The 20,089-nt window shown below is 67.0% G+C and carries 19 protein-coding genes; 7 read left to right on the forward strand and 12 right to left on the reverse strand.

Annotation, left to right across the window (positions count from 1 at the left end; genetic code table 11):
- Window positions 1-69: 69 nt before the first annotated feature.
- Window positions 70-1,158: a glycerophosphodiester phosphodiesterase gene (locus ACNFH5_RS21545; RefSeq protein ID WP_416749459.1), complete on the forward strand. Its 1,089-nt coding sequence runs from the start codon at window positions 70-72 to the stop codon at window positions 1,156-1,158.
- Window positions 1,159-1,313: 155 nt separating this feature from the next.
- Window positions 1,314-1,454: a hypothetical protein gene (locus ACNFH5_RS21550; protein ID WP_416749461.1), complete on the forward strand. Its 141-nt coding sequence runs from the start codon at window positions 1,314-1,316 to the stop codon at window positions 1,452-1,454.
- 445 nt (window positions 1,455-1,899) lie between these two features.
- On the opposite strand, the gene ACNFH5_RS21555 is transcribed toward ACNFH5_RS21550, so the two are convergent.
- Entirely contained in the window at window positions 1,900-3,681 is a 1,782-nt protein-coding gene (locus ACNFH5_RS21555; RefSeq protein WP_416749463.1) for a response regulator, read from the reverse strand.
- A gap of 187 nt (window positions 3,682-3,868) precedes the next feature.
- Here ACNFH5_RS21555 and ACNFH5_RS21560 point away from each other — a divergent pair, with 187 nt between their 5' ends.
- From ACNFH5_RS21560 to ACNFH5_RS21570, 3 genes are all read left to right on the forward strand, one after another.
- Entirely contained in the window at window positions 3,869-6,946 is a 3,078-nt protein-coding gene (locus tag ACNFH5_RS21560) for an autotransporter outer membrane beta-barrel domain-containing protein (RefSeq protein WP_416749465.1), read from the forward strand.
- Between the two features lie 91 nt (window positions 6,947-7,037).
- On the forward strand, window positions 7,038-7,724 hold the full coding sequence (gene aqpZ / locus ACNFH5_RS21565; RefSeq protein ID WP_416749467.1) for an aquaporin Z: 687 nt from the start codon (window positions 7,038-7,040) through the stop codon (window positions 7,722-7,724).
- Window positions 7,725-7,779: 55 nt separating this feature from the next.
- The gene (locus ACNFH5_RS21570; RefSeq protein WP_416749469.1) at window positions 7,780-8,181 is read left to right on the forward strand and encodes a DUF2501 domain-containing protein; all 402 of its coding nucleotides are present in this window, start codon (window positions 7,780-7,782) and stop codon (window positions 8,179-8,181) included.
- A 29-nt stretch (window positions 8,182-8,210) separates the two neighbouring features.
- Here the strand turns inward: ACNFH5_RS21570 and ACNFH5_RS21575 are convergent, their stop codons facing one another.
- The 3 genes from ACNFH5_RS21575 to ACNFH5_RS21585 form a co-directional block, all read right to left on the reverse strand.
- Window positions 8,211-8,654, reverse strand: coding sequence for a GNAT family N-acetyltransferase (locus tag ACNFH5_RS21575; protein WP_416749470.1), 444 nt, complete (start codon window positions 8,652-8,654; stop codon window positions 8,211-8,213).
- A gap of 17 nt (window positions 8,655-8,671) precedes the next feature.
- On the reverse strand, window positions 8,672-9,175 hold the full coding sequence (locus tag ACNFH5_RS21580) for a GNAT family N-acetyltransferase (RefSeq protein ID WP_416749471.1): 504 nt from the start codon (window positions 9,173-9,175) through the stop codon (window positions 8,672-8,674).
- A 108-nt stretch (window positions 9,176-9,283) separates the two neighbouring features.
- Window positions 9,284-9,910: a class I SAM-dependent methyltransferase gene (locus tag ACNFH5_RS21585; protein ID WP_416749472.1), complete on the reverse strand. Its 627-nt coding sequence runs from the start codon at window positions 9,908-9,910 to the stop codon at window positions 9,284-9,286.
- Between the two features lie 186 nt (window positions 9,911-10,096).
- Here ACNFH5_RS21585 and ACNFH5_RS21590 point away from each other — a divergent pair, with 186 nt between their 5' ends.
- Together ACNFH5_RS21590 and ACNFH5_RS21595 are read left to right on the forward strand one after the other, a co-directional pair.
- Window positions 10,097-10,804, forward strand: coding sequence for a 2OG-Fe(II) oxygenase (locus ACNFH5_RS21590; RefSeq protein ID WP_416749474.1), 708 nt, complete (start codon window positions 10,097-10,099; stop codon window positions 10,802-10,804).
- A gap of 39 nt (window positions 10,805-10,843) precedes the next feature.
- Window positions 10,844-11,197, forward strand: a complete 354-nt coding sequence (locus ACNFH5_RS21595) for an SH3 domain-containing protein (protein WP_416749476.1) — start codon at window positions 10,844-10,846, stop codon at window positions 11,195-11,197.
- A gap of 27 nt (window positions 11,198-11,224) precedes the next feature.
- On the opposite strand, the gene ACNFH5_RS21600 is transcribed toward ACNFH5_RS21595, so the two are convergent.
- The 8 genes from ACNFH5_RS21600 to ACNFH5_RS21635 form a co-directional block, all read right to left on the reverse strand.
- Window positions 11,225-12,685, reverse strand: a complete 1,461-nt coding sequence (locus ACNFH5_RS21600; protein ID WP_416749477.1) for a mechanosensitive ion channel domain-containing protein — start codon at window positions 12,683-12,685, stop codon at window positions 11,225-11,227.
- Between the two features lie 61 nt (window positions 12,686-12,746).
- The gene (locus ACNFH5_RS21605) at window positions 12,747-13,364 is read right to left on the reverse strand and encodes a histidine phosphatase family protein (protein WP_416749479.1); all 618 of its coding nucleotides are present in this window, start codon (window positions 13,362-13,364) and stop codon (window positions 12,747-12,749) included.
- Window positions 13,365-13,501: 137 nt separating this feature from the next.
- Entirely contained in the window at window positions 13,502-14,461 is a 960-nt protein-coding gene (locus ACNFH5_RS21610) for an HlyD family efflux transporter periplasmic adaptor subunit (protein ID WP_416749481.1), read from the reverse strand.
- Complete coding sequence (locus ACNFH5_RS21615; protein WP_045207441.1) at window positions 14,462-14,668, reverse strand: DUF1656 domain-containing protein; 207 nt, start codon at window positions 14,666-14,668, stop codon at window positions 14,462-14,464. It abuts the gene before it with no gap.
- Window positions 14,658-16,823 (reverse strand): FUSC family protein, encoded by a 2,166-nt coding sequence (locus tag ACNFH5_RS21620; protein ID WP_416749483.1) that lies wholly within the window; start codon window positions 16,821-16,823, stop codon window positions 14,658-14,660. The genes ACNFH5_RS21615 and ACNFH5_RS21620 overlap by 11 nt, the downstream gene beginning before the upstream one ends.
- A gap of 104 nt (window positions 16,824-16,927) precedes the next feature.
- Complete coding sequence (locus ACNFH5_RS21625) at window positions 16,928-17,833, reverse strand: LysR substrate-binding domain-containing protein (protein WP_416749485.1); 906 nt, start codon at window positions 17,831-17,833, stop codon at window positions 16,928-16,930.
- A gap of 292 nt (window positions 17,834-18,125) precedes the next feature.
- Entirely contained in the window at window positions 18,126-18,908 is a 783-nt protein-coding gene (locus ACNFH5_RS21630; protein WP_416749487.1) for an SDR family oxidoreductase, read from the reverse strand.
- Window positions 18,909-19,036: 128 nt separating this feature from the next.
- Window positions 19,037-20,062: a zinc-binding dehydrogenase gene (locus tag ACNFH5_RS21635; protein ID WP_416749489.1), complete on the reverse strand. Its 1,026-nt coding sequence runs from the start codon at window positions 20,060-20,062 to the stop codon at window positions 19,037-19,039.
- Between the last annotated feature and the right edge of the window lie 27 nt (window positions 20,063-20,089).

Consider the following 20,089-nt stretch of genomic DNA (forward strand, 5'->3'; position numbering starts at 1 on the left):
CGCAGGATTTTCACAGGCCGCCGGCAGACTGGGCCGCTTACCCGTTACCCATCGCAAGGGGTTTCGCACATGCGCCGTCGCATCATCGCTGTACTGGGCACCATCGCACTGGCCGCCGCCAGTTTCACTGCCAGCGCCGAGGAATCCCCCGGCCGCGCACTCAGCGAGGCTGTCGGCATCCCCTGGCCGACGGTGATCGCTCACCGCGGCGCTTCCCACGACGCCCCCGAGGAAACCGCGCCGGCCTATCTCGCCGCCCGCGACCTGGGGGCGGACTACCTGGAAGCCGACTTGCAGCGCACCAAGGACGGCGTGCTGGTCGCGGTGCACGATGACACCCTGGAGCGCACCACCGACGTCGCCAAGGTCTTCCCGGGCCGCGAAAAGGCGCCGGTGAGCCAGTTCACGCTGGCCGAGCTCAAGCGCCTGGACGCCGGCAGCTGGTTCAATGCCGCCTATCCCGAGCGTGCCCGCTCCAAGTACGCAGGGCTGCGCATCCTCACCCTCGACGAGCTGATCGACATCGCCGAAGGCGGCGGCGAAACCCCTGGCCTGTACCTGGAAACCAAGGCGCCCGGGCAGTTCCCCGGCATCGAGGAAGACCTGCGCAAAGCCCTGGAGAATCGTGGCTGGCTCGACGCGCAGGGCGAGCCGCAAGGCAGGATCGTCCTGCAGACCTTCGAGAAGAGCAGCCTGGAGCTGCTGCAGAAGAGCATGCCGAAGGTGCCCAAGGTGCTGCTGTTGTGGGTCGGCGACGGCTACATGGCGGCGAAGAAACCGACCACCTTTGCCCAGTCCGGTGAGAAGATCAAAGCGGACTTCTATGCCGGGCAGGAAGTGAAATCCAAGGAAGAGCTCTTCGCCTGGCTTGACTGGGCCAAGGCCAATGGCGCCCTGGGCACAGGTCCCTCGGCGACTTTGACTGCGCGTGGCGACCAGAGCTACATGGACCTCGTGCAGCCGTGGATGAACCAGGCCGCCCATGAGCGTGGCCTGTTCGTGCACGCCTACACCGTCGACGATTCGGTGGACTTCGACAAGCTCACCAAGGCTGGCGTGGACGGCTTCTTCACCAACCGCACCGACCAGTTGCTGATGTTTCTCGGCAGGCCGCCCAGCCAGGATGTGGATTCGGTGCTGAAGTCGGTGGGCTACTGACGGTTGGTCAGACGCGCGGAAAGGCTGTGCCGTGATGCCGCTTTTCTGTAGGAGCGAGCTTGCTCGCGAACCGCATGGCACCGGCGTTACAGGCGGGCCCTGTTCGCGAGCAAGCTCGCTCCTACAGGGTAGAGATCGGTGCGAGGGAGCATCAGGTGCACGCTGGCCGTCGTGCCCTGGCCTGGCGGGCTGGCGAGGACCAGTTCGCCCTGGAACAAACCTACCAGTTGCTGATGTTCCTTGGCCGGCCGCCCAGCCAGGATGTGGATTCGGTGCTGAAGTCGGTGGGCTACTGACGTTTGGTCAGACGCGCGGAAAGGCTGTGCCGTGATGCCGCTTTTCTGTAGGAGCGAGCTTGCTCGCGAACCGCATGGCACCGGCGTTATAGGCGTGCTCTGTTCGCGAGCAAGCTCGCTCCTACAGGGTAGAGATCGGTGCGAGGGGGAGCATCAGGTGCACGCTGGCCGTCGTGCCCTGGCCTGGCGGGCTGGCGAGGACCAGTTCGCCCTGGAACAAACTGACCAGTTGCTGATGTTTCTTGGGGGCCGCCCAGCCAGGATGTGGATTCGGTGCTGAAGTCGGTGGTCTACTGACGGCTGGTCAGGCGCGCGGAAAGGCTGCGCCGTGGTGCCGCTTTTCTGTAGGAGCGAGCTTGCTCGCGAACCGCATGGCACCGGCGTTACAGGCGAACCGCATGGCACCGGCGTTATAGGCGGGCCCTGTTCGCGAGCAAGCTCGCTCCTACAGGGTAGAGATCGGCGCGAGGGGGAGCATCAGGTGCACGCTGGCCGTCGTGCCCTGGCCCGGCGGGCTGGCGAGGACCAGTTCGCCCTGGAGCAAGCCGACCAGACGCTTGGCGACGATCAGGCCGACCGGTGCTTCCTGCAGGATCTGTCTGGCCGCGTCGGCGGCCAGTTCCTCCAGCGAGTAGACCGCCTGCGGGTCCTCGGCAGCCTGCAGCAGCGGGGCTGCGTTCAGGCGGACGGCCAGGCGTTCGCCCTCCACCTGGCCATGCAGGGCAATGCACAGGGTGCCAGCGGCCGTTTCGCGGATCAGGTAGGCCAGCAGGTAGTCGAGGATTTTCCGCAGCAGCAATGGGTCGCCCAGCAGTGCGTGGTCCACCTCCGGCGAGGCCTGCAGCTCCAGTTTCAGGCCCTTGGCGCTGATCGGCGCCTCGAGGGCTGCCAGCGCTTCGCGCAGCAATGGCTCCAGGTGTAACGGCACGCGCTGCGCCTGTTCTTCGCCACTTTCCAGGCGGGCAATCTGGCGCAGGTCGGCGGTCAGCTCCAGCAAGTCGCGGCTGGTGCTGTCGATCCATTCCAGCGCCTCGCGGTCTGCCGGCTGCAGCGTCGCGCGCTGCAGCACCATTTCCAGCAGGCCGTGCATGGCGCCCAGGGGAACGCTGAATTCGTTGCTCGCGCGCACCAGGAAATTGAGCTTCTGCCGGTTGCTCAGCTCCGCCTGCTGCTTGTCCGCCTCGATGGCGCGCAGGCGGTCCTGGCGGCCGGTGATGTCGGCACTGCCGCAGATCATGCCAAGCAGCCGGCCCTGGGCATCGCGATAGGGCTTGCCCCAGTGATGCAGTACGCGGCGCTGGCCATGGATGCGCAGCTCGATGTCGCGCGCGAAGGCCAGCTCGGCAGCTACCGCCTGCAGGAAGTACTGGTGCAGCAGCTCGGCCTGGGCCGGCGCGTACCAGTCCACGTCCATGGCGCGGGTACCCAGCACGTCCTCCAGATGCACGTCATATAGTCGCAGGAAGGCGAGGTTGGCGTGCGCCAAGCGGCCGGCGGTGTCGCGCACGTAGAGGGCATCAGGCAGGCTGTCGACCAGGCTGCGCAGCATCACCAACTCATCGCTGTCCGGTGCTGCCCGTTCGGGCTCGGCCTGGGGAGCGGTCACCAGGGCGTTGCGCCGGGCGAAGTCGATCAGCTCCGCCAGGCTATGCAGGTTGAGCTTGTGCTGCAGGCGCGTGCGGTAGGTGCTGACGGTCTTTTCGCTGATGGTCAGCTCATGGGCGATCTGGTGGTTGTTGCGTCCGCTGGCGAGGAAGTACAGCACCGACAGCTCGCGGTTGGACAGGCTCGCCACCCGTTCACGCTCGCCGCTGCGTACTTCCGGCAGGTTGACGTTGCCCAGCAGGCGCATGGGGAAGTAGCTGCGCCCACGCAGCAGCATGGCTACCGCGAGGCTCAACTCGCGCAAGTCGTCGTGCTTGCTGACGAAGCCCGAGGCGCCGCCCTGCAGGAAGCGCCCGACGATGTGCTCCGAATCCTGCGCGCTGAAGGCCAGCACCGGCAGATTCACCCCGCGCGCCCTCAGGCGTGCCATGACGTCCAGGCCGTTCAGGCGCGACAGGTCGATATCGAGGATCAACAGGTCAGCGGGCTGCTCAAGGCCCAGCCGCAGGGCGTCCAGGCCGTCCTCCGCCTCGCCGGCGATGGTGTGGCCCTCGCTCTCCAGCAGTATGCGCACGGCATGCCGGGTGACCGGGTGTCCGTCGGCGATCAGCACCTGCCCCATGGCAGCTTCCTCAGTCGAGTACCTGATCAACGCTAGGTCATTTCTCTCAGGCGTGCAGGATTTGAGTAGGAAGTTTCCTACGCAACAGTAAATGCTTTCCCATCTTTGGAGTTCATCGTTCCGAGAAGAATCGCCCCCAGAGACCGGCTCACGCGCCGGCCAGACATGGATTCTGGAGGGCAACCAGATGAGTACCTGCACGATTGCATTGGCGCGCCGACACGCGCCGCCGTTCGTTCCCACGCTGCTGGCGGTGGTCATCACCTCGCTGGTGGCGCTGCCTTCGCTGGCCGAGGATTTCGACACTCCACAGTCGTTTTCCCCCTGGGAGAACAACACCAGCGAGCTGCACGACGCCCACTTCGACGTGAATGCCAGCCAGTCCGCCATCACCGTCAACGACATGGAATTCAGCATGGACGGCGGCTGGGTCCATAACACCGGCGCGGGCGGTGGCCTGCTGTTCAACCTGTGGAGCGGCAAGCAGGACCAGGTCGACCACGTGGAGATCGACAGCGCCGGCAGCTTCGGCCTGCAGGTCAACGGCGGCAAGGTCAGCATCGTCGACTCCCAGGTCAGCACCCATGGCGACAACGACGCCGGCCTGGACGCGCAGAGCGGCGGCCAGGTCGAGTTGGTGGGTGGCAGTGTCGCCACTGACGGCGACAACTCCGCAGCGGTGCACGCCCACAACAACGGCGGCGCCCAGGTCAATGGCAGCGCGCTGACTACCGCGGGCGACCACGCCGCCGGCGTGCTGCTGGACAACAACGGCACGTTGCTACTGGACGCGTCGCAGATATCCACGAGCGGCGACGACAGCAGCGCTATCCAGGCCAACAACGGCGCCTCCCTGCAGGTCAGCGGAGCCACTCTCGAAACCGCCGGGCAGGGTAGCCATGGCGTGCATATTTCCAGCAACGGCGCGGACAACACGCTGGCTGACTCCAGCATCACCACCCATGGCGCCGGCAGCATCGGCGTGATGGTCAATAACGCCAGCGGCTCGGCGCAGCTGCAGAACAGCCGCATCGTCACCGAAGGCGAGGGCAGCCACGGCCTCTATACCCGTCAGGGAACCCATATCGATCTCACCCAGGGCAGCCAGGTGGAAACCAGCGGCGCCAACGCTGATGGTGCCTGGACCGCCGAGGGCGGCAGCATCGCTATCGCCGACAGCAGCCTGGCGAGCACCGGAGCCGGCTCGGCAGCCGTGCACGCGGCGGCGTCCGGCACCATCAAGGTGGAGGCCAGCCAACTCTCCAGCGGAGGCAGCGCCGGGGCGAGTGTGCATCTGGACAATGGCGGGGCGGTCACCGCCAGCAACAGCCGGATCGATTCGCAGAATGGTTCCGCCATCCTTTTCAGCCAGGGCGAGCTGCAGGGCGGCGGCGAAGCGCACATGGACCTGAGCGCCAGCCGCGTGACCAGCGATGCAGCCGTGGTGACGGCGCAGGCCGGTAGCTCGGGCACTTTCAACGCTACGGGCAGCCAGTTGCAGGCGGGCAACGGGGTGGGTTATGCCATTGCCGAAGGTGCCAATCTGCAATCCACGCTTACCGACTCCAGCCTGGACGTCGGCGATGCCGGGCTGCTGGCGGAGGTCGCCGGCAATGGCTCGCTGCGGCTGACCAGCGAAGGCAGCGACCTGCACGGCGATACCCGTTTGCAGGACAGCGACCAGGGCCTGCTCGACATGACCCTGCACAATGCCCGCTGGCAGATGAACGCCGACTCCACCCTGAGCAACCTGGACGTGGACGGCGCGACCGTGGCCTTCGGTGTCAACGGCTATCACACCTTGTCGATGGCCGGCGATCTGACCGGCTCCGGCACCTTCGACATGAACACTGATCTCTCCAGCCTGCAGACCGACCTGATCCTGGTCGGCGGCCAGGCCTATGGCGCGCACACGCTGGTGGTGGCCGACAGTGGCAAGGAGGCGGGCGGCGACCAGCTGCGCGTCGTCGGTACCCAGGGCAGTCCGGGGGCCTTCAGCCTTTATGGCGAGCACGTGGATGCTGGCGCCTACCGCTACACCCTGGAGCAACAGGGCAACGACTGGTATCTGGTCGCCAGCGGCAAGAATGTGGTCGACCCGGGCGACCCGACCGATCCCGAGGATCCCGACCAGCCCTCCACGGGAACCGGTGACGGCGGCGACCCCGGGACGACCACTCCCGATCCGGGTGACGGCGGTAATGAAAACGGCAACCAGGGCGGCACGGACGGCGGCGAACAGGGTGGCAGCTCGGGCGGGGACCAGGGCGGTACCGACGGTGGCAGCCAGGGAGGCAGCGACGGCGGTAACCAGGGCTCCAACGGGGGTGGCAGTACCAGCCAGCCGGACATCATCTCCAAGGGCTCCAACGTCGCGCTGGGCATGCAGAGCGCCGCCGCCAACCTGTACTACGCCGAACTCGGCACCCTGGTACAGCGCCTGGGTGAACTGCGCCTCAGCCAGGACGAAGGCGGCGTGTGGATTCGCGGTATCGGCAAGCGCATGCGCATGGGCGAGCACTATGGCCGGGCCTTCGATCAGAACCTCGATGGCGTCGAGATCGGCGCCGACAAGGCCATTCACCTCGACGGCGCCCGCCTGTACCTGGGCGCCATGGTCGGCGCCAGCGAGTCGCGCATCCGTTTCACCGAGAACAGTCGTGGGCATCTGGACAGCACCAGTGTCGGCGCCTACGCCACCTACCTGCGCGACGACGGCTGGTACCTGGACAACGTCATCAAGTACAGCCACATGGACGGCGACGTGAAAGTGCCGACCAACCTGGGTCAACCGGTGAAGGGTGACTACAAGGCCGATGCCTATGGTGTGAGCGTCGAGGGTGGCAAACGCATCGACCTGCAGGACCAGTGGTTCGTCGAGCCCCAGGTGCAGCTCAGCGCCACGCACTTCGAAGGGCCGCGCTACACCAGCAGCGACGGCCTCAAGGTGCGCGCGAGCGACACAGACTCGCTGCAGGGCAGGATTGGCCTGCGCGGTGGCAAGGAAATCCAGCTGGACCGCGATATGCGCCTGCAGACCTACGCGACCGCGTCCTACATCGACGAACTGGCCGGCAACACCCACGTCCGCATCAACGGCGAGAAGCTTAACAACCAACTGCCCGGCTCGCGCGGCGAACTGGGTGCCGGCGCGGCGCTACAGGTCAGCCGCCAGCAGAAGGTCTCGCTGGAAGTGGACTACGCCAAGGGCGACCACCTCGAACAGCCCTGGGCCGTGACCCTTGGCTACCGCTACCTCTGGTAGGCACAGACCCACGGGGAGGGCGCTGACGCCCTTCCATTCCCCCTTCGACATTCCGTGCGGAACCGGTGCTCCCGGTTCCAGGGAGACAATCATGTACAGGAAACTTGCGGCCGAGCTGATCGGCACCTTCTGGCTGGTCCTGGGCGGCTGCGGCAGCGCCGTTCTAGCCTCCAGCTTCGGTGGTCATGGCATCGGGCTTCTCGGCGTCGCGCTGGCCTTCGGCCTTACCGTCGTCACCATGGCTTATGCGATCGGCCCGATCTCCGGCTGCCACCTCAACCCGGCGGTAAGCGTCGGCCTGATGTTCGGCGGCCGTTTCCCGGCCGCCGACGTATTGCCCTATATCCTTGCCCAGGTCGCCGGCGGCCTGTTGGCCGGCGGCGCGCTGTACCTGATCGCCAGTGGTGCGCCCGGCTTCGATGCAGCCAGTGGTTTCGCCGCCAACGGCTATGGCGCGCACTCGCCGGGTGGTTACAGCCTGGCGGCGGTGCTGCTGTGCGAACTGATCATGACGGCCATGTTCCTCTTCGTGATCATGGGCGCCACTGATCGCGACGCTCCGGCGGGCTTTGCGCCGCTGGCCATCGGCCTGACGCTGGCACTGATTCACCTGATCAGCATTCCGGTCAGCAACACTTCGGTGAACCCGGCACGCAGCCTGGCCGTGGCCTTCTACGCCGCACCCTGGGCTCTGGAGCAGCTCTGGGCCTTCTGGCTCGCCCCGCTGGTCGGCGGCAGCCTGGGGGCGCTGGTCTATCGCGCGGTCCGCGGCCGCTGATGTCTACACTCGCTGTGGCGCTTGGCGCCGCGTCGTCTGCCACCAGGAGATCGTCATGAATACCCGTAAACTGATTCCCACCGCTCTTGCCGTCGTACTGCTGCCCTGGTCGCTGGCCCAGGCAGCGTCCCTGGGCGATGTTGCCGGCAGCCTCGGCGGCCTCGGCAACCTGTCGTCGGTGTCGTCCAGCAGCAGCGGCAACGTCGCCGGGTTGCTGGAGTACTGCGCCAAGAACAACTACCTCAACGCCGATGCGGCCACCCAGGTGAAGGACAAGTTGCTGGGCAAGCTGCCGGGCAACACCACCACCAGCGACAGCGGGTACAAGGACGGCGCCAAGGGCATCCTCACCGGCAGCGACGGCAAGAGCCTCGACCTGTCCGGCAGCGGTATCAAGGAGAAGGTCACCAAGCAGGTGTGCGACAAGGTCCTCAGCCAGGGCAAGTCTCTGCTCTGACGCTCCGGCATGTCGGAGGCGGGTCCTCGTCAGGGGCGGGATTTCTCGTAGCGGACATCCCGCTCGTCCACCCGCCCGGCGAACTGCCAACCGTGGCGACGGTAGAAAGCATTGGCGCGAATGCCGTCGCCGCCATCGGTTACCAGCCAGATGTTCCCGTGCTCGCGGAACAGCTGTTCCTCGGCCGCCGCCAGTAACAGGCGGCCCATGCCCAGCCCCTCGCACTCCGGGCGCACGAACAGGGCGAAGAGTTCTCCCTCGTCGGTATCCACCATGGCGAAGCCGCCGGGAACGCCGTCGATCTCGGCAATCCACGCGCACGGCGCGGATTCGATCGCCTCGGCCAGTACCTGCGGCGTGATACCCAACTTGGCCATCTGCTCGCGGCTCAGGTGGTTCTCACGCACGCTGGTGCGGATGTCGAAGAGGGTGTCGATGTCCGTCGGGTTTGCGGGGCGGATCGATAGGGGCATGGCGGCTGTTCTCGTCGTCAGGTCGCGGAGAAACCGCTGTGGTAGGCGACCTGGCCGGCGGCCTTCGAGCCATCCAGCGACAGCGCCATGAAGTATTCGGGCGGCACGCCCGCGTACTGGATCGCCGGGTCCTGGTGGAAGCCGAAGCGCGGGTAGTAGGCCGGGTCGCCCAGTACCACGCAGCCTTTTGCGCCGAGAGCCGCGAGTCGCTCCAGCCCCGCATGGATCAGCGCCGCACCGATTCCCCGGCCGTGCAGGTCGGGACGCACGGAGACCGGGCCGAGTCCGTACCAGCCGAGGTCCGCGCCATCCAGGGTCACGGGGGAGAACGCCACATGGCCGACGACCACACCTTCCACGGTGGCGACCAGGGAAATGCTCAGCGCCCCGGCTGCGCGCAACGCATCGACGATGGCGCCTTCGGTACCGCTGCTGTGCTCGGCCTCGGCGAAGGCGGCGGTGGTCACTTCGCGGATGACGCTGAGGTCTTCCGGGTGCTCGGGGCGAATGCTGTACTGCATGCTGTTTGTCCTCCTGGAATGCCGGCCTGGGGTGATCCTGTGGGAAGCGGGTAAAGTCGATCGTTGCAGTCTGAAGACTAGGCCGGCTGAACTGCGGGCCTGGTCATCTCAAACCTTGCGCCAAACGCTGGCCAGCCAGGGCTGCTGCTCCCGCGGCAGGCCTGCGGGGCGGTAGTAGTGTTCCAGCTCGCGGAAGCCCGCGTCTTCCAGCAGGCGGGTCCAGTTCTGCAGGTCGTGGTAGGAGCCATAGCGTCCGCCGTTCCAGCCTTCCTGGTTTTCCCCGCGAGGGTTGGAGCTGAACAGCACGCCGCCGGGCTTCAGCGCGGCATGCAACTGGCCGAGTACGCGCGGCAGCTCGCTGCGCGGCACGTGGAACAGGCTGGCATTGGCATAGATGCCGTCGAAGCGCTCGGCGGGCAGGTCGAGGGCGAGGAAATCCTGCTGCCAGACTTCGCAGCCGCTGGCTTCGCGCGCCATGGCGACAAAGCCGGCGCAGCCGTCCAGGCCGACAGGAGCATGTCCCAGGCTTTTCAGCGCGCACAGGTCACGCCCCGGACCGCAACCGAAATCCAGCAGCACGAAAGGTGCTTCGCTCTGGATGTGTCGCAGCAGCGCGGCAATGTTCTGGGTGACGTCGTGGTCCCAGGTGCCCTCACGGAAGGACTGGGCGCTGTCCTGATAGTGCTGCAGGGTGACGCGGGAGATGTCGCGCAGGATCGGGTCTTCGGTGCTCATGGCCGTAGTCGGTCTGGGTGGATGCCTGTGATTCTACAATGCGCCACGCGCGGTGGCCCAATCGACGGGCCACCCGCAGCAGCGAGCGATGCCCGTTTCTGCAGGTCCGGTTTGAAAGTCAGTGCCGGGACGCGAACGGCAAGGGGGCGGTTCTAGACTGAGGCATTGCCACCACGGATTGCCAAGATGTCCCTCTCCCGAAACCTGCCTGCCGTAGATTGGCCCGCACTCACCGGGCAACTCGACGCCGATGGCCATGCACTGATCCCCGGCCTGCTGGACAGGGCACAGTGCGAGACGCTCCGCGCGCTGTACGACCAGGACGCGCCATTTCGCAGCCGCGTGGTCATGGCCCGACACAACTTCGGTCTCGGCGAATACCGCTACTTCGCCTATCCCTTGCCGGCGCGGCTGCAGGAGCTTCGCGAGGCCCTCTATCCGCCGCTGCGCGCCATCGCCAATACCTGGCAGGAGCGCATGGACACCGGCATCCAGTACCCGCCGGAGCATGCCGGCTTCCTCGCCCAATGCCACGCCGCCAGCCAGCGCCGGCCGACGCCCTTGCTGTTGCGCTACCGCGCCGGTGACTACAACTGCCTGCACCAGGACCTCTACGGGGAGCTGGCGTTCCCGTTGCAGGTGGCGATCCTGCTTTCGCGGCCGGGCGAGGAGTTCGAGGGCGGCGAGTTCGTGCTGACCGAGCAGCGCCCGCGCATGCAATCACGGGTGACGGTAGTGCCGCTGCAGCAGGGCGACGCCGTAGTGTTCGCGGTGGCCCAGCGGCCGGTGCGGGGCGTGCGCGGCTACCATCGGATCAACCTGCGCCATGGTGTCAGCCGCCTGCATACCGGCGAGCGCTTCACCCTCGGAGTGATCTTCCACGATGCGCTGTGAGGAGTAGCATGGATCGGTCCAGGGAACCGGGAGATCGACATGCACTACGAAGTGATTCAACGCCACCGTAGCGAGTACCCCGCGCCCATCACTTTCGCCAAGGGTGCGCCGCTGTTCGTCGGCGAACGTTACGAGGGCGCCGAGGGCTGGGAGGACTGGTACTTCTGCTCCACGCCCGGCCAACGTGAAGGCTGGGTGCCGGCGCAGGTGTTCAACATGACCGCGCCGGGCGCCGGCGTGGCCATGGAGGACTACACCGCCCGCGAGCTCGACGTGGAGGTTGGCGAATGCCTTGAAGGTGGCCGCGAACTGGGCGGCTGGCTCTGGTGCGTCCGCTCCGGTGGCGAGGCCGGCTGGGTGCCGCTGGATTGCCTGCAGGAAGTCAGCGCCTGACCCTGCAACGCCTGATCTGCAATAGAGTCAGGCCTTGTAGCGGCGCCCGGCGTGCTGCTTGAGCCAGGCCATCAAGCCGCGCTGCTGCACCACCGTGGGTTGCTCCACCAATAGCGCGGCGCTGGCCTTCTGGCGGAAGTCCAGCAGGCGGCCCATGGCCTCGGCAATCTCCTGGCGCGCCTCCATGCAGGGGGCGAGGGTCTGCTTGTCGATGTAGTAGGCGGCGCCATCGCTGATCGCGGTGAATTGCGCCTGCCACGCGGAGCCGGTGAGCACGCCGGCCTCGCCGAACACTTCGCCCGGTCCCATGCGGCCGGCCTCGATGGTCTGGCTGTCGTGGGGCAGGGTGACGCTGACCACGCCGGAATCGATGATCAGCAGGCGCTCGCTGACATCCCCCGGCGCCAGCAGCACTTCGCCTTGCTTGAATGGGCGGCGCTGCATGCGGGTCGCCAGCTCGTCACGCTCCTCGTCACGCAGCGCATCGAACAGCCCTGAGCGCACCAGCAGCGCCCGTGCGCGTGAGGCGCTTTCGCGGATCGGAGCATCGGCCTCGGCCAGCAGGTTGATGCCGGCGGCCTGCAGGTGGCGGTAGGCGAGGTCGAACAACTGGTTGCGCACCTCGCGCTTCTCGCCCATGGCGGCGACGAAGCCGCTCATTTCATATTCCACCCCATCGGGCGCGGACTTGCGCACGCTCACCGCCGGTGCCGGGGTAGCCAGCAGGGCACGACAGCCGCCCAGGGCATGCTCAAGCGCTTCGATCACCTTGCGCGGGCGGATGTGCGGGCTGACCGTCAGGCTCACGCTGACGCCATAGAGGTTTGCCGGGCGACTCAGGTTGAGCACCTTGGCCTTGGCGGCGAGGGAGTTGGGCACCACCGCCAGCGTGCCCTGGGAGGTCTGCAGGTAAGTGGAGCGCCAGTCGATCTCGGTGACCTTGCCCTCGATGCCGTCGATGGAGATCCAGTCGTCCAGCTGGTACGGCTTGGTGGTGTTCAGCACGATGCCGGAGAACACATCGCTCAGGGTGCTCTGCAGCGCCAGGCCGAGGACGATGGCGACTACCCCGGAAGTGGCCAGCAGGCCCTTCACCGGCAACTCCAGCACGTAGCCCGCAGCGGCGATGATGGCGACCAGGAAGATCAGCGCGCCGACGACGTCCTGCAACAGCCGCCCGCCATGGCCGATGCGCTGCACCAGGAGGAAACCCAGGACAACCGTCAGGCAGCGGGCGGCGAACAGCCACCAGATGATCTGCACGGCGGTAGCGACCATGTGGCTGGGTAGGTCGTCCGCCCAGGGCGCGGCGCGCAGCGGGTTCATCCCGGCGTTGAACAGCAGCAGGCTGAACAGCAGGAAGCCGAGCAGGCGAACGGCCAGCCGCCAGTGCGGATGGGCCGGGCCAACCAGCCGCCAGAGCAGCAGGTCGATCAGCAGCAGGGCGGGGGCGGCGAACAACGGGTGGGTGGTGAGCAGCGCGGGCATCGAGCCTCTCCTTGGAACGATCGCAAGAAGATGGCACAGAAAGCGCTTTCTGGCAGCGGCTTCAGCTCGGGTTGTGCGGGCCCACCAGCTTCAGCCACTCATCGGTCTCCACTTCACCGGCAATGCGTAGCTGCGGCCTGGTCTCGTCGAACAGCACCAGGGCGCTGCCGTACTCGGGAGTATCGGTCTCGCGCACCTTGAGGTTCTCGCGCAGCAGGTCGAAGCATTCGCTGTGGGTGACCAGCACCAGGTTGCGATGCGCGGTCTTGTGTTCGCGGATCTGCGCGGCAAGGTCGCCGTCCTTGCAGGTCAGCAGCCAGTCCTGGCGCGCCACACTCTGGTTGAACATCAGGTCGGCGGTCTGCATGGTGCGGTTGGCGGGGCTGCTGTAGATGTCGGTGGCCGTCAGGCCCAGGCGGGTGATGCTGTCACCCATGCTCCGGGCCAAGGCGGCGGCGCGCGCGGTGATACCGTCGGCAGCGCCCAGGCACTCGGCGCTGGAACGGTCGCAGCGCTCCATGTGGCGCACCAGCAGCACGACTCCGCCGCGGGCCCAGTTCTGGGCGAACAGGCTGCTGCTCGGCACGTCTTCCAGTGGCGTGGGCAGCGAGCGCCAGGCCACCAGGGCGAGGGTGGTGCAGGTCAGCAGGGAAGCGGCCAGAAGGCGAAGGCGGGGCAAGGGGCATCCTCGTGCGCAGGCGTCCGCGCGGGATGCGGGAAGCTGGGTGCATGCTGCACCGGGCGGGTGACAATCACGCGATGGGTTGATGACGGGGCGGTGATGAAAGTTCCCCCTGCCCATCGGAAGTTTGGGGGCTAGCGGGCGCCTTCGACCACGCTGACGGTGGCGGTGGTGCCGGCTCTGAGGAGGTCGCGGCCCTTGTAGTCCGGGTCGATGGCGATGCGCACGGGGATGCGCTGGGCGAGTTTCACCCAGGTATAGCTGGGGTTGATGTTCGCCAGCAGGCGCGCGCCGGGGGCGTTCTCGCGGTCGGTGATGGCGAAGGCGATGCTTTCGACGCGACCGTCGAAACGTTCGCCGCTCATCAGTTGCACGTCCACCGCATCGCCTTCGTGGATACGCGGCAGCTTGGTTTCCTCGAAGTAGCCGCCGACGTAGAAGGAGTCGCTGTCCACCAATGCCACCAGCGAATGGCCGGCGGTGGCGTAGTCGCCGGCGCGGGTCAGCAGGTTGGTCACGTAACCGTTCACCGGCGCCACCACCTGGGTGCGCTCCAGGTCCAGGCGGGCCTGCTTCTGCGCGGCTTCGGCGAGGGCGACGTTGGCCTGCGCCAGGCCCAGGTTGGCCTGCTCGCGCAGCAGTTGCGCCTCGGCGACGGTGACATCGGTATGCGCCTTCTCCCATTCCTCGTTGGAGATCGCCGAGCGCGCCTTCAGCGCCTTGCGGCGGACTTCCTCGCTCCGGCGCTGCTGCAGCAGCGCCTGGTTGGCGGCGATGGCGGCCTGGGACTGGCCGAGCGCGGCGCGGGCGACTTCCACTGCGCGGTCGGCGTGCAGCACTGCCAGTTCGTAGCGCGCCGGGTCGATGCTCAGCAGCAGCTCGCCTTTGCTGACGTGCTGGTTGTCCTCCACCCGCAGGTCGACGATGCGCCCGGTGACGTCCGCAGAGACGGTCACCACGTCGGCGCGCACTCGGGCGTCGCGGGTCCAGGGCGCGCGGGTGTAGTAGGTCCAGGCGAAGTAGCCGAGAATCAGTGCGAAGCCGACGACGGCCAGGGTGATCAGCGGTGGCAGGGCTTTGCGCAGGCTGGCCATTCAGTGTAGGGCTCCCATGAGCAGGATCAGGCCCGCGCAGATGCAGGCGTAGAGCGCGCCTTCGAACAGCGCCTCGTGCCACACCAGGCGTAACACGCCGAGGCGGCGCAGGCTCCAGTCCAGCAGCAGGAAGATCGGCAGGGCCAGCAACAGCGCCTGGGCGAGCGGCGGCAGGTAGACCCCGCCCAGTTCGATATCAACGGGCATGCAGTGCGGCTTCCCCGTGGTCGTCGTGGAAGGCGGCGGACTCGCCGTAAAGGTCACGGAAACGCTCCAGCAGGTCGGCCGCTACCAGTAGCGCCACGCCGCTGACGAACACCGGGCGCATGGCATCGCCGCTGGGGTAGTTGCCATGGCTTTGCAGTTCGTCCAGCTCATTGCCCAGCTCGCGCATGGCGGGCAGTACCCGGTGCAGCGGCGCGGCGGGCGGCTGGTCAAGGCAGGCGGCGAGTTCATCGAGCAGCAGCGACAGGCGCTCGCGCAGGGCTTGCGGCAGGCCGTTGGGGTTCAGGCTCTCGCGGCGTAGCTGGTGCAGCACCACGCCCAGGGTCATGCTCGCCAGGCTGCACTGGAAACGCTCGCTCGAGTGCGGGTCGCGCGCCGCCGGCAGCAGCCCGAGCATGATCGCCAGGCGATCCACCATGCGGCTCTCGAACAGGAAACGACGTGCCTCGCTGGGTTTGGACAACAGCACCGAACGCACCTCGGCGCGGGTCCGGCGCGACTGGCGACGCAGGCGTGCGTCGGCGTCGAAGGGGAACACCCAGGCGTACACCAGCAAGGCCAGCACCCCGGCGCTGACATAACCGCCGGCGAACTCGAACCATTGCAGCGAGGTATTGATCCACGCGCCCTGGTTCTGCGGGCCGACCAACAGGAAGGTGGATAGCCCAAGGCCAATGCCGATGCCTGCGGTCTGCGGATTGGCCAGCCCTACCGCGATCACGTACAGCAGCGGTGTGAGGAACAGCGCGAGCATCTCGAAGTCGCCGACGCTGGGCAGCAACAGGAACTGCAGCAGCGCGGCCGCCACCAGGGCCATGGCCAGCCCACGCATGTACGCCAGGCTCGCCATCAGCGGGCGCGGGAAGGTGGCGAGCAGGGAGCAGAGGATGCCCACCAGAATCATCCCGGCGCGGGCGCCGTCCCAGGCGGTTTCGATCCAGATCCAGCCGGCGCAGCACAGCGCGACGAAGGCTCGGGTGGCGTTCATCGCAGCCAGGTGGAAGTCCAGGTGCAGCGCGTGGGCCTGGCTTTGCGGGTAAGAGCTGCTGCCGGGGCGGCCTTCCTGGATCGCTTCGCTCAGCTCGATCATCTCGTCCAGCTGCTGCATCAGCCGCGCCTGCTCGAAGCGCAGAGCCCAGGCCAGGGAGCGCAGCGAAGCGGGGAGGCCGTCGGCCAGCTCCTCGGCCTGCCGCGCGGCGGCGTCGAAGCGCTGGCGCAATTGGGTTATGCGCTTGCGGGTGGCGCCGGGCAGGTGGCGGCCAAACTCGGCCAGCTCAGCCAGGCAGGCCAGTTCATCCTCGCGCAGGCGCCGTACGGATTCGGGCAGCGGGCCGCTCAGGCGCGCCTCGATCAGCTTGCGCTGGCGTCGCAGGATGGCTAGCCGCGACGTCATCAGCACCAGTTGGTTGGCCAGCTGTTGTACCAGCTCATCAGCGCCGCGCAGGCGCGGTGCATCGAAATAGAGGTGGCGGCGCAGCATCTCCAGGGCGGCGATTTCGCCCAGCAGCTGCTTCTGCCGTTGCTGGAAATCTTCCTCCAGTTCCTCGCCCCGGATCACTGCGGCGGCGTGCACGGCGATCAGGCGGATCAACTGGTCAACCTTGGCGAAGTAACCGCGTGCCACGCTTTGCGGGCGGGCGAAGAACAGGCTGACCAGGGTCACGCACGCCACGCCCAGCAACGTTTCGGTGACCCGGGTGATGGCCAGGGTGTAGGTGGATTCGGGCGCCGGCTGGGCCAGCAAGGCGACGATCACGGCGGTGAACCCGCTGAGCACGAAGGCGTGGGAGTGAGTAAAACGCATCAACGTGCCGCCCGCCGTGCAGATCGCCAGCCACAGCGCCAGGGTGACGATGAAGGGCAGCGGCGCCTGGGGAAACAGCGCCATGATGGCCACGGCAACCATGGCGCCAATGGTGGTGCCGATCACCTGGGCGAAGCTTTTCTGCAGGGTCATGCCGGCCAGCGGGGTGCTGATGATCACCACCGTCATGGTCGCCCATTTGGGCTGGTCGAGGTCCAGCAGGAACGCCAGGTACAGCGTCAGCAGCCCCGCGAGCACGGTGCGCAGGGCGAACAGCAGGGTATCGCGGCCAGGATGGATGATGGCGCGCAGGTACAGCAGCATGGGTGACATGCCAGGCCCCTTCGATCTGAGCGGGACGGCACGGCGTTACAGCGCGGTGCCAGCGAACCTTGATCAGTGTGGTCGAGGATCGCCGACTGTGCGGGAAATTTCCTTCAGCCGGTGGCATGCAGCGACTGCGCCAGACGCTCCTGGATAAAGTCGAGGAAGCACTGGATGCGCAACGCCAGCTGCGAGTTGCGGTAGTACACCGCATGAATCGGCTGGCGGCGTTCGCTGGTCATCTCCGGCAACACGCGCACCAGTCGCCCGGCGCGGATGTCGTCGCAGGTCATGAAGCTGGCAAGGCAAGCGATGCCCTGGCCGCCGATGGCCAGTTGGCGCAGGGTTTCGCCACTGGAGGCGGACAGCGACGGGTCGACCGTGAGGGTATCGCCGCCAGCGTGGCGGATCGGCCAGACGTTCAGCGCCTCGGGCTGGGTGAAGCCCAGCAGCGAGTGGCCGAGCAACTGCTCCAGGTTGGTCGGGATGCCGTGGCGTTCCAGGTACTCCGGCGCCGCCAGCAGGTTCAGGCGGCTGCTGCCGAGCGGGCGGGCGTGCAGGCTCGAGTCGGCGAGGTGACCGATGCGGATGGCGATGTCCGTGCTCTGTTCCAGCAGGTCGATGTTCAGGTCGTTGGTGTTGAGTTGCAGCTCGATGTCCGGATAGCGCTCGCGGAAGGCGCCGATGTGCGGCACCACGGCGTGCAGCATGAAGGGCGATGCGGCGTTGATCCGCAGGCGCCCGGCCGGGGACTGTTGGCGCAGGGCCAGGCGCTCTTCCAGGGCATCCATCTGTTCGAGGATATGTCGGGCGTTCTCGAGGAAGAACTCGCCTTCCTCGGTCAGCTTCATTCGCCGCGTGGTGCGGTTGAGCAGGGTGGTGCCAAGCTTTTCCTCGAGCTTCGACAATGCCCGGCTGACCGCCGAGGGCGTCAGCCCCAGCTGTTCGGCGGCGGCAGTGATGGAGCCGCAGTCGATGACAGTGGCGAAGGTCTTGAGTTCGTCGGAGTGGGCTTTCATCGGCGGGCCTGTCAGGAAGCGGCGGGGTGGATTGTAGGAGGGGCAGCGGGGCGTTGTCTCGGGGTGATGGGTGTAGGAGCGAGCTTGCTCGCGAACAGATTCCTGGCAATTGCGGCGTTGGGCGGTTCGCGAGCAAGCTCGCTCCTACAGGCTGACTGCGGTGCTTCGGTCGTCGTAGGAGCGGACTTTGTCCGCGATTGACTCATCGTCACTTCGTTCAATCACGGAGCACGGCCAGCCAATCGCGGATGGAGTCCGCTCCTACGGGATATCGCACCAGTCGAGGCCAGGATCAGTACGTCCCCGGATACGCCCCGCCATCGAGCAGCAGGTTCTGCCCAGTCAGGTAGCCGGCCTGTGCGCTGCAAAGGAACGCGCAGAAAGCGCCGAATTCCTCTGCCGTGCCGAAGCGTCCGGCGGGGATTTCCCGTTTTCCGGCTTCTACCAGTTCGCCTTCGTCCTGGCCGCTGAGGTTCGCTGCGCGGTGGAAGCCGCTGCGCAGGCGGTCGGTATCGAACGAGCCGGGCAGCAGGCCGTTGATGGTCACATTGTTGCCAGCAACCTGAGGCTGGCGAGCGACACCGGCGACGAAGCCGGTCAGGCCGCTGCGCGCGCCGTTGGACAGGCCGAGGGTGGCGATGGGCGCTTTCACCGAACCGGAGGTGATGTTGACGATGCGCCCGAAGCCGCGATCGGCCATGCCGTCGAGGGTGGCCTTGATCAGCTCGATGGGCGTGAGCATGTTCAACTCCAGGGCGCGCAGCCAGTCTTCGCGCTCCCAGTCGCGGAAATCTCCGGGCGGCGGGCCGCCAGCGTTGTTGACCAGGATGTCCACCTGCGGGCAGGCGGCGATCAGTGCGGCGCGCACGTCCGGCTGGCTGATGTCGCCAGCCACCTCGCGCACCTCCACGCCCAGTTGGCGAAGTTCGGCGGCGGTGGCGGCGAGGGTGTCGACGTCGCGTGCGTTGATCGCCAGGTTTACGCCCTCGCGGGCCAGCGCCAGGGCGCAACCCTTGCCCAGGCCCTTGCTGGCGGCGCAGACCACCGCCCAGCGACCCTTGATGCCCAGATCCATGTTGTTCTCCTGATATAGGTAGCTAACCCTGTAGGAGCGAGCTTGCTCGCGAACCAAGCCCCGCTGCAATGCGGTTCGCGAGCAAGCTCGCTCCTACGAAAAGCGCAATTCAGAGCCCATCGGCGCGGTCAGGCAACGACCATCGGCGCGGGCAGCAGACTGATCCATTTACCGCCGCTTTCGCCGGACTTCAAGCGGCGCAGCGCTTCGGGCAGTTCGGCAAAGTCGACGAACTGCTTCGCCGGGGCCTGCAGCTGGCCGTCGGCGACGCCCTGCATCAGGTTTGCTGCGGCTGCGTGCAACTGCTGCCAATCGAGGGCTTCGCCGTGGGCGTGGATGCTGTTGAGCGCCACTTCATGCAGTGAGATGGCGGTGCTGAAGGCCGGCAACGGCGCATTTTCCTGGCGATCCTGGATGCACACCAGATGGCCGTTGTAGCCCAGCAGCGGGGCGAGGCTGGCGGCGTGGTTGCCGCTGACCGTATCGAAAATGCCATGCAGGCGGCGAGGGCCGAGGGCTTCGCGCAGGTGTTGGGACCACTGGCCGTCGCGGTAATCGAAGACACCGGCGACACCCAGTTGCAGCAGGTGCTCACGGTGTTTCGCCGAGGCCGTCACCCACACGCGCAGGCCGCGCTGCAACGCGAGTTGTGCCAGCAGGTAGCCGACCGCGCCGCCAGCGCCCGTTACCAGTACGTCGCGATTGCTGCAGGCTGGCAGCTTGTCCAGCGCCTGCCAGGCGGTGAGGCCGGGGCAGGGCAGGCTGGCGGCTGTGGCATCGTCCAGCGCATCCGGCACCGGGTAGACGGCACGGGCGCGCAGCAGGCTGTACTCGGCAAAGCTGCCGCCGCGGGTCAGCGCCTGGTGGTAGGCGACGCGGGCGCCGGCGCGCAGGTTTACCTCGCTGCCCACGGCGATGACGATGCCGACGCCATCCACGCCGGGCACCTGGCCTTGCTGCCAGTCGTCGCGGCCCCTGTCGATCATCTTCCAGTCCACTGGGTTCAGGGCGATGGCGGTGTTGGCCACCAGCACTTCGTCCGGACCCGGCGCAGGCACCGGCAGGTGGGCGAGGCTCAGTCCGTCGAGGCTGGCGCCGGGCGTCCAGGTCCAGGCGGCATAGTGGTTTGCGGTCGTAGGGCCGTTTGTACTCATGAAAACTCCTCGAAAACAGGAAAGCCG

Origin of the sequence: Pseudomonas sp. NY15435 (assembly GCF_048068295.1) — a bacterium.
Taxonomy (GTDB): Bacteria; Pseudomonadota; Gammaproteobacteria; order Pseudomonadales; family Pseudomonadaceae; genus Pseudomonas.